10 protein-coding genes are annotated in these 13,119 nt (G+C 66.5%); 3 read left to right on the forward strand and 7 right to left on the reverse strand.

The genetic code is table 11. The annotated features are described in order from the left end of the window. Positions 1-99 precede the first annotated feature (99 nt). Both ACAW63_RS27235 and ACAW63_RS27240 read right to left on the reverse strand, forming a co-directional pair. Positions 100-1,407: a Wzz/FepE/Etk N-terminal domain-containing protein gene (locus tag ACAW63_RS27235; protein WP_371230558.1), complete on the reverse strand. Its 1,308-nt coding sequence runs from the start codon at positions 1,405-1,407 to the stop codon at positions 100-102. A 364-nt stretch (positions 1,408-1,771) separates the two neighbouring features. Beyond that, entirely contained in the window at positions 1,772-2,665 is an 894-nt protein-coding gene (locus ACAW63_RS27240; protein ID WP_371230560.1) for a DMT family transporter, read from the reverse strand. 137 nt (positions 2,666-2,802) lie between these two features. Between ACAW63_RS27240 and ACAW63_RS27245 the strand changes: the two genes are divergently transcribed. After that, positions 2,803-3,678, forward strand: a complete 876-nt coding sequence (locus tag ACAW63_RS27245; protein ID WP_371230562.1) for a helix-turn-helix domain-containing protein — start codon at positions 2,803-2,805, stop codon at positions 3,676-3,678. Between the two features lie 1,147 nt (positions 3,679-4,825). Here the strand turns inward: ACAW63_RS27245 and ACAW63_RS27250 are convergent. The 4 genes from ACAW63_RS27250 to ACAW63_RS27265 form a co-directional block, all read right to left on the reverse strand. Further along, positions 4,826-5,149, reverse strand: coding sequence for a DUF3325 domain-containing protein (locus ACAW63_RS27250; protein WP_371230564.1), 324 nt, complete (start codon positions 5,147-5,149; stop codon positions 4,826-4,828). After that, positions 5,149-6,672: a PepSY-associated TM helix domain-containing protein gene (locus ACAW63_RS27255; protein ID WP_371230566.1), complete on the reverse strand. Its 1,524-nt coding sequence runs from the start codon at positions 6,670-6,672 to the stop codon at positions 5,149-5,151. Before ACAW63_RS27255 ends, ACAW63_RS27250 begins: the two co-directional genes overlap by 1 nt. Beyond that, a complete protein-coding gene (locus tag ACAW63_RS27260; protein WP_331319205.1) occupies positions 6,669-6,983 on the reverse strand; it encodes a DUF3649 domain-containing protein in 315 nt (104 codons plus the stop codon). Before ACAW63_RS27260 ends, ACAW63_RS27255 begins: the two co-directional genes overlap by 4 nt. Positions 6,984-7,384: 401 nt before the next feature. Beyond that, positions 7,385-8,782 (reverse strand): PLP-dependent aminotransferase family protein, encoded by a 1,398-nt coding sequence (locus ACAW63_RS27265; protein ID WP_371230568.1) that lies wholly within the window; start codon positions 8,780-8,782, stop codon positions 7,385-7,387. A 138-nt stretch (positions 8,783-8,920) separates the two neighbouring features. On the opposite strand from ACAW63_RS27265, the gene ACAW63_RS27270 reads away from it, so the two are divergent. Continuing rightward, positions 8,921-9,808, forward strand: coding sequence for a DMT family transporter (locus ACAW63_RS27270; RefSeq protein WP_371230570.1), 888 nt, complete (start codon positions 8,921-8,923; stop codon positions 9,806-9,808). Between the two features lie 440 nt (positions 9,809-10,248). After that, positions 10,249-12,279, forward strand: coding sequence for a DEAD/DEAH box helicase (locus tag ACAW63_RS27275; RefSeq protein WP_371234810.1), 2,031 nt, complete (start codon positions 10,249-10,251; stop codon positions 12,277-12,279). Positions 12,280-12,319: 40 nt separating this feature from the next. Here the strand turns inward: ACAW63_RS27275 and ACAW63_RS27280 are convergent, their stop codons facing one another. Beyond that, a complete protein-coding gene (locus tag ACAW63_RS27280; RefSeq protein ID WP_371230572.1) occupies positions 12,320-13,105 on the reverse strand; it encodes a 3-hydroxybutyrate dehydrogenase in 786 nt (261 codons plus the stop codon). Between the last annotated feature and the right edge of the window lie 14 nt (positions 13,106-13,119).

Below are 13,119 nucleotides of genomic sequence, written 5' to 3' on the forward strand. Positions count from 1 at the left end.
TCCATGGCATGGGCGCCCAGCCGACTCACCGATTCGTTGCGTTGCGCGCCACAAATCCCGAAACAATCAGGGATTGGTAGCGAGCAACGCACGGCATCATCAGGAATAACGCAGAGCCAGACTGCGACTGCGCTCCTCGCGCACCACCGGCCTTCCTCTTCTCAGCACGGCGACGAGCGCGGCGCCCACGCCAAAGGCCGCACCGATGATCAGGCCGAGCGCCATGATCAGCAACTTGCGAGGCCGCACCGGCGCCGACGGCGCGGTAGCGGACTGATCGAGCTGTACCAGTTGCAGTTTCGAGAAATCGACTTTCAGATGCTCCAGCCTGGCCCTCTGCTCGGCGAGTGCGGCAAGATTCGCCAGGAACAGTTCTTCGTTCGCACGGTCCCGCAGCACTTCGACCTCGCGGTTATGGGCGAGCAGTGCCAGCTGTTTCTGAATCTCGGAAATACGCGGCTCGGAAAAATCATCGGACTGTCGGGCAATCAAGGCAGATCGCTCAGCCTCCAGGGCTTCCACCCCCATGAAGTAAAGCGGTATCTGCTGATTATTGACCTCGGTCCGGAAGATGCTCCCCTGGGTTTCTCGTTGGCTATCGCCCAAGGCAGAAGGCGTGGTCGGCTTGGTAATATGCAGTCGTTCAGCGATCTGAATCGCCTCATTGAGTTGTTTGATGCGATTCTGCCGCCGAACCAGCAACTGCTGGCGAAGCGCTCGCAGCTCGTCCTCAAGCTGAACTTTCTGGAGGCGATCGGCCTCCAGAAGGACCGCGATCTTGGCTTCTTTACCGGCGTCATAGGCTGCCCGCTGCGCCGCGATCTTGCTCTCGACCTGTGTCAGGCGGTTAGCCAGGAGTACGCTGAAATCGTCCTGGATTCGCTGGCGCTCCCGCTCCACCGCAGCACCGACCAGCCCGTTGACGATCGCAACGCCGTCGACTCCGGCGGGGAAGGCAAAACGTAGCCCTACAAAGGGTGAGCTGTCCGGCGCCTTCTTCAGGTCCGGGCGCAGCACGGTAAATCCGTCCCGGTTCAGTCGCTCGAGTACCTGTTCAAGCGGCTCATCGCCATCCTGCAGCGCAGCGGTCAACTCCGGATTATCACGGAGGAACTGCAGGCGAATGCTGTAGGACTCCAGCGCCACCCCCACCCGCTGCAACGCATCGGCAGGGCTCAACTCCATCAGTTTGGTGCCATTGAGCTCATCGAGGTGCTTGAGCGCTACGGGCCGAAGCACGCTTTCCACCTGGTACACAGGCGTCGCCAGCATCGCGTACAGCGTGGAACAAACAAAGATGAAAAGCGTCACCCCCAGGATCAGGAACTTGTGTTTCCAAAGTGCCCCACACAGGGCCAGAAGGTCGATTTCAGCATCTCTGCGGGGTGGAGCAACATAGTCATTCATTGCGTAGCGCATCCTTGCATAGCCAGGCATTTCAATATGATTTGCCAGGCCATGGGAACTTTTCCATGGTTAAAGAGTCGTCGAGGGGGCGACATGATAGCAATATGACGGCCAAGGACAAGTTCATCTGGTCCAGGAGAACCGCTGGATATTTCCGAAAGAAACCCTGGCGCAATCGGATGCGACATATCCAGACTGTCAGATCGGCATAACGTGACCAGGAAAGGCGATTGAACGCTGAGCGCAACGCCTTTCGGAACGGAGCAGCTCGCTCAAGGCATGTATAGCGGCTCGCTGACGAACGAGCTCCGCCGCAGCCGGTGCGTGAGCAGGACTGGGCGCCCTTCTCGCACCGACTAAGCCCTCATGCCCGCGCCGGCTGCAACGCCGGCTTCGGCTTGCGGAACACCAGCACGTTTCCCGCCATCACCAGCGCCAGGCCAGCCAGTGCCGGCAGCGTCCACTGATACCCCTCGGCGTAGGCCGAAACGTTCAACGCCACCACCGGGAACAGCACGGTGCAGTAGGCCGCGCGCTCCGGCCCCATGCGCCCCACCAGCGTGAGGTAGGCGGTGAAGCCGATCACCGAGCCGGGAATCGCCAGGTAAAGCAGCGAACCGACATACTGCGCGCTGCTGTCGAAGGTCAGCGGCACGCCCTGCACCAGGCAGATCGCCAGCAGGATCAGCGAGCCGTAGAGCATGCCCCAGGCGTTGGTCGACAGCGGTCGCAGCCCGGCCTTCTGCTGCAGGCTGGAGAGCAGGTTGCCCACCGAGAAGCACAGGGTGCCGGCCAGAGCCAGGCCCAGGCCGTAGTATGTCTCGCGACCGGCACTGTGGCTGGACAGCTCAGGCCAGAACAGCAGCACCAGCCCCACCAGCCCCAGGGCGCCGCCGCCCAGCACGTTCGGCGCGATGCGCTGCCTGAAGAATATCCGCGCATTGAGCGCATTCCACAGGGTGGCAGTGGAGAACACCACGGCGATCAGCCCGCTGGGTATCCACTGGCTGGCGGTGTAGAAGCACAGGAAGTTCACGCAGAACAGGCACAACCCCTGGGCCAGGCAGATCGCCTGGCCGCGCCGTCCCAGCGGTTGCAGGCGGCGCGAGACCAGCAGCAGGGCGAACAGCACCAGCGCCGCCAGGCTGAAGCGATAGGCGATGGACAACGGAATGGCGACCACGCCGACCTGCAACTTGATGGCGATCCAGGTGGTGCCCCAGATGAGCACGGTAAGCAGGTAGAGCGAGAGGTTCATGGCGGTCTCCGGAGTACTGGGGAATCAGTCTCCCGCCCTGCCCTGGCGCCGGCTTGCAGATTCTTGCGCTTATTACCCCAAAGCCAGCTGGCAACCCGCGCCCGCGCGGGTAGAGTGGGCACAACAGAGGAACGCCCATGTCCGCCATCGAAGCACTCGAAGTCTTCCAGTCGATGAACGCCTCGCCCAACGCCCGCCTGGAGCGTTGCGCCGAGCTGGGCGACGGGCTGTCGGCGGCCATCTGGAGCAACAGTCACGACGCCCGCGACTACCACGCGCCCAGCCACCACACGCTGTCGTGCTACCTGAACGACGGCACCGGCACCTTCCGCCGCGGCGCGCCAGGCAGCAAGGGCGCGCCGGACAAGCTGTGCGTGATGCCCGCCGGCTCCGAGTCGGCCTGGATAGTCAACGGCGACATCCGCCTGGCCCACCTCTATATCGGCCAGGAACAGTTCGCCCTGGGCTGCATCCGCCTGCTGGACCGCGAGCCGCGCGAATTGCAGCTGCACGAACGGACCTTCCTCGACGACCCGCAGCAGGCGGCGCGCTTCCGCCAGTTGGTGAAGCTGGACTGGCAGGAGCCGGGCGAACGCATCCGCACCAGCAGCCTGGCCCACGAGCTGATCGACCATCTGCTGCTCAATCAGGTCGGGTTGCGTGAAGGGTTGCGCCTGAAGGGCGGTCTGGCGCCGGTGATGCGCCGACGCGTCGCGGAGTACATCGAACAGCGCCTGGACCAGCCGCTGTCCCTGGGTGAACTGGCGATGCAGACGGCGCTCTCGGAATACCACTTCGCGCGGATGTTCCGGGAAAGCTTCGGCATGCCGCCGCACCAATACGTCCTGGCCCGCCGCGTGGCCCTGGCACAGCGTCTGCTGCGCGACACCCGCCAGCCGCTCGCCCAGGTTGCCTTGGCTTGTGGATTTTCCAGTGCGAGCCATTTCGCCAACCGGTTCCGTTCGGTGGTGGGAGGGACGCCGGGGGAGTATCGGCAGGCGTTCGAGGAGTGAGGGAGCGGAGGCGTACCGAGCCGGTAGGCGGATCGCGGACGGACGTCCACTCCTACGGTGTGATCGCGCTGGGGGCTGCTTTCGTAGGAGCGGATTTTGGTTTTTGTTTAGGTGTCCAGCGTCGCTTCGGCGTGTGTTGGGAGATTTTGTTTCGCCCCCTCGGGCGAGTCACTTTCTCAAACGACAGAAAGTAACCAAAGGTCTTTGCCCCATCATCCGGGTCCGGCTTCGCCGGACTTCCCTCGCTCCATCGAAGTTTCAGGGGCCCGCGTCGACGGGCCATCCATGGCCCAACGACGCTCTCGCGGCATCCATGCCGCTCAACCCCTGAAACTCCGACTCCTCTCGGCCTCCTGAAGGGGCGCTCCGGTGCGTACGGATATTTCTCTGGAAGTCTTTAAATCCAGAGTCAGAGCGGGGCGGTGCGCATGCTCCCGTAGGAGAGACGGGGGCGCCTAGCCCTTGTCCGCGAAATCCATCGCGGCGAAATCCGCGCTGACAGGGCAGCACCCGGGTTTGTCGCCAACCTGTAGGAGCGAGCTTGCTCGCGAACCGAGGCTGATCGCGGACGGAGTCCGCTCCTACAAGAGCCACATGTATCCGTAGGAGCGGACTCCGTCCGCGATGCTCTTGCTTTTCGTAGCGAATGTAGCGAATAACGCGCAGCGTTATCCGCCGAGATGGGTATCGCTTCGCTCCACGCCATCCTACGAAGAACACCCGCCGTCACCAGCGCGCGCAGAGTCCCGTCAGGAGGCCGAGTGGAGGTATTGCGCGAGAGGACTAGGCGTCCCCGCTAAGAGGGCCAGGGATGGCCCTTCTACGCCGACCCTCGGAGCAGTACCGGAGCGAAGTAACAGCCGAAGGCTGGCCCGAAGGGTGAGCGGAGCGAATCAGTCCGGCGAAGCGAAGACCCGGATGCCGGGACGAGACCTTTTGGTTCCTTTTGTCAGGGCGGCTATCCGACGTTTGACAAAAGGGACTCGCCCGAGGGGGCGAAACCAAAGACATCCGAACACGCCGAAGCGGCGCTGAAACACCGAAGTCGCGGCTAATTGGCGGATAACATCGAACGTTATCTGCCCTACGAAAGGCATCGGGCGCAACGGCAGAGTACGGTTCGCGAGCAAGCTCGCTCCTGCAAGGCTCAGCCCAACACCGCCAGCACGCCCCCAATCACCGGCATCGCCGCCGCCGTCGGCAGCACCCAGCGCGGCCGCCAGGCCAGCAGCAGAACCAGCGCGGCCCCGGCGATCATCAGCAGACACGCCCAGTAGACGATGCCCAACTCGATCCCCATGCGATGAATCGCATAGGCCAGCGCCAGCGCCCCATCCACCAGCGCCACACCCCGCAACAGGCGCGCGCGGAATTCCGAGGGCGCGCTGCCGAACAGATCGCGGTGATGGCGCGACAGCGAAAGACAGGCCGCCGCCAGCGCTAGCAGGTTCAGACCGAACACCAGCAGCATCAGGCGAACTCCTCGGTACGGCCACGGCGCACCCGCGAGAGTTCGGCGCGCTCCCGGCCCAGGCGCCAGGCCAGGACAGCGCACAGCGCACCAATCAGCAGCATGCCTAGATCGACACCCGCCATCAGCCAGTCGCCCTCGGCGATACGGCGGGTCAGTCGGCCGGATTCGGGCCCGAACAACCCGAGCACCGGCAGCAACAGCGCCAGCGCGGCCAGCACGCCGCACTGCTCGCGGGCCATGCTCCGCCCGCCGCGCCGCCATAGCGCGTGGCCCAGCGCCAGTAGCCAGCCCGCCACGAACACCGTTGCCTCCCAACCCTCGCGTCCGGCCATTCCGGCCGGCAGCAGGCGCGATGCCGCCAGTAGCCCCAGCGACGCCAGCGGCAGCCCGCCGCACACCGCGCCATTGAGTACCCGAACCAGCGCCACGCCCCGGTGAGCGCGCGCCTCACGCTTGCTCACCCAGACCTGCAGCCCGCCGAAGAGCATCGCGCAGCCCAGCAGGCCGAGGAGGAAATACATCACCCGCAGCAGGTGGTTGCCGAACTGCGCCATGTGCAGGCCGGTCAGCCAGGCATAGGTGTGATAGCCGGATTTGTAGGGCGGTTGCACATGCAGCAGCGCACCGGTGCCGGAGTCGAACGACACCGTCCGCTGGTCGTTCACCATGCTGCGCTCGACGGCCCGGCGCACCTGGACCATCGCCGAGGCGTCGTTGGGATGCTCGACGTTGATCCAGCCCACGGCGCTGTCGTCGCCCCAGGCCTCGCGCGCCTTGAGGATCATGCGGTCGATGGACTTCGGCGGTTTGGCCGGCTTGCCCAGCTCCTCCCGCTCGAAGGCGCCCTGCACCTCATGCTCGAAGCGCTCCATATCGTTCTTGTAGGCCGCCTGGATGCCGGCGGTCATGTAGAAGGTGATGAAGATCGCCAGCCCCGTGTACGCCATCAGCAAATGGAACGGCAAGCCGAGCACGCCCAGCACGTTGTGCGCGTCCAGCCAGGCGCGCTGCCTGGCCGCCTGCGGCCGCAGGGTGAAGAAATCCTTGAAGATGCGCCGGTGCACGATCACCCCGCTGACCAGCGCCACCAGCATGAACAGGCCGGCCACGCCGACCACATAGAGGCCAATCATGCCGCCGTGCAGTTCGTAGTGCAGTTCGAGGAAAAAATTGCCGCCCACGGTTTTCGGCAGCACCTCGCCGGTCTGCGCATCGACCAGAAAGGACTGGAACTCACCAAGGTCTTCCGGCACCCAGCCGGCGGTCCAGTACGGCATGCGCTCGCTCGGCGGCAGCAACCAGTAGGCGTGGGCCCGGGGGGCGCGTTCGACGATCAGTTCGCGGACCTGGTCGGCGCCGACCTGGATCGATTCCAGCGGCTGCAGTTGCGGCAGCATCCAGCGGGTCAGCTCCTTGTCGAACACCGCGACGGTGCCGGAAAACAGCACGACAAAGAGAATCCAGCTGACCAGCAGTCCGCTCCAGGTGTGCAGCCCGGACATGGATTGGCGCAGGTTCATGGACGCACCCCGTAGTTCGCCGGCAGGAAGGCCGCCAGCCCAAGCACGACGCTCAGCGCCAGCGGAGCCCAGACGGCGCGCCAGGGACTGCGCGCACCGAAGGCATAGAGGATCGCCGCGACCCAGACGATGAAGCAGGCCAGGCTGGCCAGGGATACACGGTCCGGCCGCGACATCGGCAGGTAGACACTGAGGAAGGCGGTGGCGGTGTAGGCCAGGGCGTAACCACCGACCACGGCGCTCAGGATGCGGGCGGTGACGGCGCCGGCCTGGGCGCCGCTCAAGCCTCGGGAGCGCGGGGTAGCTGACATGCGGGTGAATCCTGCGAAGCCTCCCGGGAGCTTCCCCGGAGGATGATTGAAAAGCATAATTATATGATATTGCTTCTCAATTAAAAGAAACCAGTCAGCCTCTTTGTCAGCAGCTGTGTCCGTCGTCCGCCCAAGGTGTTGCCGACATTCCTGGCCAGCCGCCCTGCCAGTGGCTGGTCGCGGTTCCCGTAACGATCCGGCCCTTGCCCTAGATGCAGCGGGTAGCGTCGTAGCAGCCGTCGATGTATCGCGTTCGGAGAGGTTGGCGGCGTCGATGGCGAAGGTTTCGTAGCGCACGACGGGGGTGCACCAGGGCGTAGCTGGGCACGTTCAGCGAGTTGTCCGAAGCCCCTGGACTGCGACAAAGGAAAAACCTGCAGGCCGAACCGAAATTTATTCGTTCAGCGCCCCCGCGCCGCGTCCATGGCCCGCTCCAGCCCCTCGAACACCCGTGGCGACAGGCACTGGGCGACGTTGAAGCGCAGGAAGCCGGTGGCGCTCTGGCTGAGGCTGAAGACATTGCCCGGCGCCAGCACCAGGTTGTCCGCCAGCGCCGCGCGGGACACCTCGGCGGCGTCCAGCCCACCCGGCAGGCTGGCCCAGACGAATATCCCGCCGCGCGGCTCCAGCCAGGGCTGGATATCCAGCACGCGCAGGCGTTGCAGCGTCTCGCCCATGGCATCGGCCAGGCGCGCGCGCAGGCTGTCCAGATGGCGGCGGTAGCTGCCCTTGCGCAGCAGCTCATGGAGCATTTCCGCGCTGAACGGACTGTTGCCGAAACTGGTGGCCAGTTTCAGGTCCACCAGCCGCTCACACCACTCGGGCTGGGTGGCGATGTAGCCGCAGCGCACCGAGGCGGACAGCGTCTTGGAGAAGCTGCCGACCTGGATCACCCGTTCCAGCCCGTCGAAGGCCGACAGGCGCGGCGCGCTCTCGTGCTCGAAGTCGCCGAAGATATCGTCCTCGACGATCAGCAGGTCATGGGCCTCGGCCAGTTTCAGCAGGCGATGGGCGACCAGCGGCGAAAGCACCGCGCCGGTGGGGTTATGGAAGGCCGAGTTGGTGATGTACAGGCGCGGGCGGTGCTGCTCCAGCAGGCCCGCCATGGCGGCCACGTCCGGCCCAGCTGGCGTGTAGGGCACGCCGACCACCTGCACTCGGTGGGCGCGCAGCAGTGCCTGGAAGTTGAAATAGCCGGGGTCGTCCACCAGCACGCAGTCGCCCGGCTCCAGCAGGAAGCGGCAGACCAGGTCAATGGCCTGGGTGCCGTTGTCGGTGAGCACCACCTGCTGCGGGCCGACCGGCACGCCGTAGTCCGCCAGGCGGCGCGCCAGCTGCTCGCGCAGGCCGGCGTGGCCATAGGGGCGCCCGTACTCCAGCAGGCTCGACTGCGGCGCCCGGGCGATCTGCCGCAGCGCGCGGCGCAACTCGTCCTCCGGCAGCCAGGACGGCGGCAGCCAGCCGCAGCCGGGCTTGAGCGAGGTGTCGGCGGCTTCCAGCGACTGCCGGGATATCCACAGGGGATCGATGCTGCGGTCCAGCGCCGGGCTGATCTCAGCCAGCGACAGGGGCGGCGCGTGGCCGCTGACATAGAAGCCGGAGCCACGCCGGGCGGCGATCACTCCATCGGCGGCGAGACGGTCGTAGGCTTCCACCACCGTGGTCTTGGACACGTCCAACTGCTCGGCCAACTGGCGGATCGACGGCAGCCGCTCCCCCGGCACTAACGCCCGCGCGGCCAGGCGCTCGCGCACATGGTGCATCACCGTATCGACTCGCGTGCTCTTTGGCCTGCCCATGCTGCCCTCGTGCCCCCAGAGATAATGTGTACCGGGATAATTTACGGACAGTTTGCGCAAATTGTACCTTTCTGTCACTGGCCGCCCGGCGGGGCCGCGCGCATTCTCCAAGCTCGCCCTCCTGCTGGATGACCCACCATGAACAACACCCACACGCTCGCCACGAACAGCAATCTCGGCGGCTGGCTCAGCGGCTTCCTCGGCGTCCTCATCTTCAGTGGCTCGCTGCCGGCCACGCGGGTGGCGGTGGCCGACTTCGACCCGACCTTCCTCACCCTCGCCCGCGCCAGCATCGCCGGCCTGCTGGCGGCGCTGATCCTGATCGTGCTGCGGCAGAAACTGCCGGCGCGCCGCGACCTGCTTCCCCTGCTGATGGTCGCCGGCGGCGTGGTGGTCGGTTTCCCGCTGCTCACAGCCCTGGCGCTGCAGCACGTCAACTCGGCCCATGCCATCGTCTTCGTCGGCCTGCTGCCGCTGGCCACCGCGCTGTTCGGGGTGATGCGCGCCGGCGAACAGCCGCGCCCGGCGTTCTGGATCTGCTCGCTGCTGGGCAGCGCCGTGGTGGCCGGCTTCGCGCTGTCGCAGAGCGGTGCGGGCAACCTCACCGGCGACCTGCTGATGCTGGCCGCCATCGCCGTCTGCGGCCTGGGCTACGCCGAAGGCGGACGCATCGCCCGGCACCTGGGCAGTTGGCAGGTGATCTGCTGGGTACTGGTGCTGTCGCTGCCGCTGATGCTGCCGCTGGCCTGGTACACCCAGCCGGAAACTTACTCCGGCGCCAGCTGGCCGGCCTGGCTGAGCCTGGGCTACGTGTCGCTGTTCAGCATGCTGATCGGGTTCTTCTTCTGGTACCACGGCCTGGCCACCGGCGGCATCGCCGCGGTCGGCCAGCTGCAACTGCTGCAGCCGTTCTTCGGCCTGGCGCTGGCCGGCCTGCTGCTGCACGAGCAGATCAGCCCGCTGATGGCCGGCGCCACCGTCGCCGTGGTGCTGTGCGTCGCCGGAGCCAAACGCTTCGCCCGTTGACCGCTGGTTTCCTTCCGCGCCCAGGCGAGAAAAATCGCGGTATCATCGGGCGTTTGCGTACTCGGCTGGATCGCCGGAAGGAAACTCGGATGAAGCCACCCGCCGAATCTCCATTGCCCGCCGTGGCGCGCGACGAATTCGCGCCACGCCCGCGGCTGACCCTGGGCAGCCACGTGCACAGCGGCTTCGACCTGCGCAGCGGGCGCATGCAGAACATCTCCCGGCACCGCGCCGCGCTGGCCTTCCTGTATGACGACATGCCGGTCTCCGGCAGCGTCACCCCGCGCTCGGGCCGCGAGATCCGGGTGTTCCGCGATGACCGCATCGTGCGCGTCAGCCGCCAGCTGGAACTCGAACAGGCCTGGCGCCTGGACCTGCGCGAACTGGGCTTCAGGCCGGCGATGCGGCGCAGCGATGCGCTGGAGGACAGCGCCGGGGAAATGTTCGAGCTGCCCGACGACAGCGCCTGGCAGGGCTTCATGCGCGAAGGACTGCCGCAGCTGCGCGAGCAGGGCTGGGAAATCGACGTACGCCCGGAGTTCGTCTTCGACATCTCGCCGGTGGAAGACTGGTACGCCGAGATCGAGGAAACCGAAGACCGCCAATGGTTCGACCTGGAGCTGGGCATCCAGGTCGACGGTCGCCGCATCAGCCTGCTGCCGTCGCTGATCGAACTGATCCGCCGGATGCCGGCGCTGCTGGACCCGGCCGCCCTCGCCCGCCACGCCGACGATGAACAACTGGTGCTGCGCCTGGATGCCGGGCGCACCCCGATCCACACCTGGCAGACCGCCTCGGATCGCCCGCTGCGGGTATCGCTGCCGTTCGGCAAACTCAAGCCGATGCTCGGCACGCTCTCGGAGTTCTACATCGGCGACCTGCCGCCGGTGCGCCGCCTGCGCATGGGCGCGGCCGACGCCTCGCGCCTCTCCGAGCTGGAAGAACTGCCGCTGGCCTGGGAGGGCGGCGAGCAACTGCGCGAGATAGCCCATCGCCTGCGCGACTACCGCGCACGCCCGGCAACCATTCCCCAAGGCCTCAACGCCGAGCTGCGCGCCTACCAGCACGAGGGCCTGAGCTGGATGCAGACCCTGCGCGAAGTCGGCGCCAGCGGCATCCTCGCCGACGACATGGGCCTGGGCAAGACGCTGCAGTCCCTCGCCCACATCCTGCTGGAGAAGCAGGCCGGACGCCTGACCAGCCCGGCGCTGGTGATCATGCCCACCAGCCTGATCCCCAACTGGCTGGACGAAGCCGAGCGCTTCACTCCCGACCTGCGCGTGCTCGCCCTGCACGGCGCCGGGCGGCGCAAGGCGTTCGCGAAGATCGCCGAGCACGACCTGATCCTCACCACCTACGCCCTGCTGCCGCGCGATGCGGAGAAGCTCGCGCAGCACGAGTACCACCTGCTGATCCTCGACGAGGCGCAGAACATCAAGAACGCCGGCACCAAGGCCGCCCAGGCCGCGCGCCATCTGCAAGCGCGCAACCGCCTGTGCCTGACCGGCACGCCGCTGGAGAATCACCTGGGCGAACTGTGGTCGCTGTTCCATTTCCTGCTGCCCGGCTGGCTGGGCGACGCCCGCCAGTTCGCCATCGACTACCGCACCCCCATCGAGCGCCACGGCGACCAGGCGCGCCTGGCTCATCTGGCCGCGCGCATCCGCCCCTTCCTGCTGCGCCGCACCAAGGAGCAGGTGGCCTCCGAACTGCCGCCCAAGAGCGAGTTCATCCAGCACATCGAACTCAGCGAGGCCCAGCGCGACCTCTACGAAACCGTGCGCCTGGCGCTGGACCGCAAGGTGCGCGACGAGATCGCCCGGCGCGGTCTGGCGCGCAGCCGCATCATCATCCTCGAGGCGCTGCTCAAGCTGCGCCAGGTGTGCTGCGACATCCGCCTGGTGAACAAGGAAGCGCCGCCACCCTCCGGCAAATCGGCGCGCACGGTGACCTCGGGCAAGCTGGTGTACCTGCTGGACATGCTCGAAGAACTGCTCTCCGAAGGCCGCCGCGTGCTGGTCTTCTCGCAGTTCACCTCGATGCTCGCGCTGATCGGCGAGGCACTGGCCGAGCGCAATCTGGAGTACGCCCTGCTCACCGGCGACACCCGCGACCGCCGCGCGCCGGTGAAGGACTTCCAGGAAGGCCGCGTGCCGCTGTTCCTGATCAGCCTGAAGGCCGGCGGCGTGGGCCTGAACCTGACGGCGGCAGACACCGTGATCCACTACGACCCCTGGTGGAACCCGGCCGCCGAGAACCAGGCCAGCGACCGCGCCTACCGGATCGGCCAGGACAAGCCGGTGTTCGTCTACAAGCTGATCGCCCGGGGCACGGTGGAGGAGAAGATCCAGCTGCTGCAACGCGACAAGGCCGCGCTGGCCGCCGGCATCCTCGAAGGCACAGGCTCGGACTGGCAGCTCGACGACGCGGATATCGACGCACTGTTCGCGCCGTTGCCCAAGGCGGTCTGACCCGCAACGCAAGGCGGGCAGGAACCTGGGAGCGGGGAGTTCAGCGCATCCCCCAGCCATGGCTGACCAGCACCGACTGCCCGGTGAGCGCCGCCGACGGGAAGCTGGCGAGGAACAATACGGTCTGCGCCACGTCGTCGACCGTGGTGAACTCGCCGTCCACGGTGCCACCGAGCATGACCTTCTTCACCACTTCCTCCTCGCTGATCCCCAACTCCTTCGCCTGCTCGGGGATCTGTTTCTCCACCAGCGGCGTACGCACGAAACCGGGGCAGACCACGTGGGAGCGCACGCCGTGCGGGCCGCCTTCCTTCGCCAGGGTGCGGGCCAAGCCCAGCAGGCCGTGCTTGGCGGTGACGTAGGCGGACTTAAGCGGCGAAGCCTCGTGGGAATGCACCGAGCCCATGTAGATCACCACGCCGCCGCGCCCCGCCGGGTACATGTGGCGCAACGCGGCGCGGGTGGTGAGGAAGGCGCCGTCGAGGTGGATGGCTAGCATCTTCTTCCAGTCGGAGAAGGCGAAGTCCTGCAGCGGATTGACGATCTGGATGCCGGCGTTGGACACCAGGATGTCGATGCTGCCGAAGGTCGCCACGACGCGGTCGATGCCGCTGTCCACCGCCTGCTCGTCGGTGACGTCCATGACCAGCGCCAGGGCCTTGCCACCGGCGGCTTCGATCTCGGCCACCACGCGCTGGGCGGCGTCCTGTTGCAAGTCGGCGATGGCCACCGCCGCGCCGGCCTGCGCCAGGGTGAGGGCGATCTGTTTGCCGATGCCACTGGCCGCGCCGGTGACCACCGCGACCTTGCCGTTCAATGCATTCATCAGAGAGCTCCCGG

The sequence above is a fragment of the Pseudomonas sp. QE6 genome (genome assembly GCF_041379005.1).
Classification (GTDB): domain Bacteria; phylum Pseudomonadota; class Gammaproteobacteria; order Pseudomonadales; family Pseudomonadaceae; genus Pseudomonas.

What these genes read in the sequence shown, in the direction of transcription:
- ACAW63_RS27245 (WP_371230562.1), top strand. Translation starts at nt 2,803, where the DNA reads ATGTCCGCCATCGAAGCACTCGAAGTCTTCCAGTCGATGAACGCCTCG.
- ACAW63_RS27275 (WP_371234810.1), top strand. Translation starts at nt 10,249, where the DNA reads ATGTTCGAGCTGCCCGACGACAGCGCCTGGCAGGGCTTCATGCGCGAA.
- ACAW63_RS27240 (WP_371230560.1), bottom strand. Translation starts at nt 2,665, where the DNA reads ATGAACCTCTCGCTCTACCTGCTTACCGTGCTCATCTGGGGCACCACC.
- ACAW63_RS27235 (WP_371230558.1), bottom strand. Translation starts at nt 1,407, where the DNA reads ATGAATGACTATGTTGCTCCACCCCGCAGAGATGCTGAAATCGACCTT.
- ACAW63_RS27265 (WP_371230568.1), bottom strand. Translation starts at nt 8,782, where the DNA reads ATGGGCAGGCCAAAGAGCACGCGAGTCGATACGGTGATGCACCATGTG.
- ACAW63_RS27280 (WP_371230572.1), bottom strand. Translation starts at nt 13,105, where the DNA reads ATGAATGCATTGAACGGCAAGGTCGCGGTGGTCACCGGCGCGGCCAGT.
- ACAW63_RS27270 (WP_371230570.1), top strand. Translation starts at nt 8,921, where the DNA reads ATGAACAACACCCACACGCTCGCCACGAACAGCAATCTCGGCGGCTGG.
- ACAW63_RS27255 (WP_371230566.1), bottom strand. Translation starts at nt 6,672, where the DNA reads ATGAACCTGCGCCAATCCATGTCCGGGCTGCACACCTGGAGCGGACTG.
- ACAW63_RS27250 (WP_371230564.1), bottom strand. Translation starts at nt 5,149, where the DNA reads ATGCTGCTGGTGTTCGGTCTGAACCTGCTAGCGCTGGCGGCGGCCTGT.
- ACAW63_RS27260 (WP_331319205.1), bottom strand. Translation starts at nt 6,983, where the DNA reads ATGTCAGCTACCCCGCGCTCCCGAGGCTTGAGCGGCGCCCAGGCCGGC.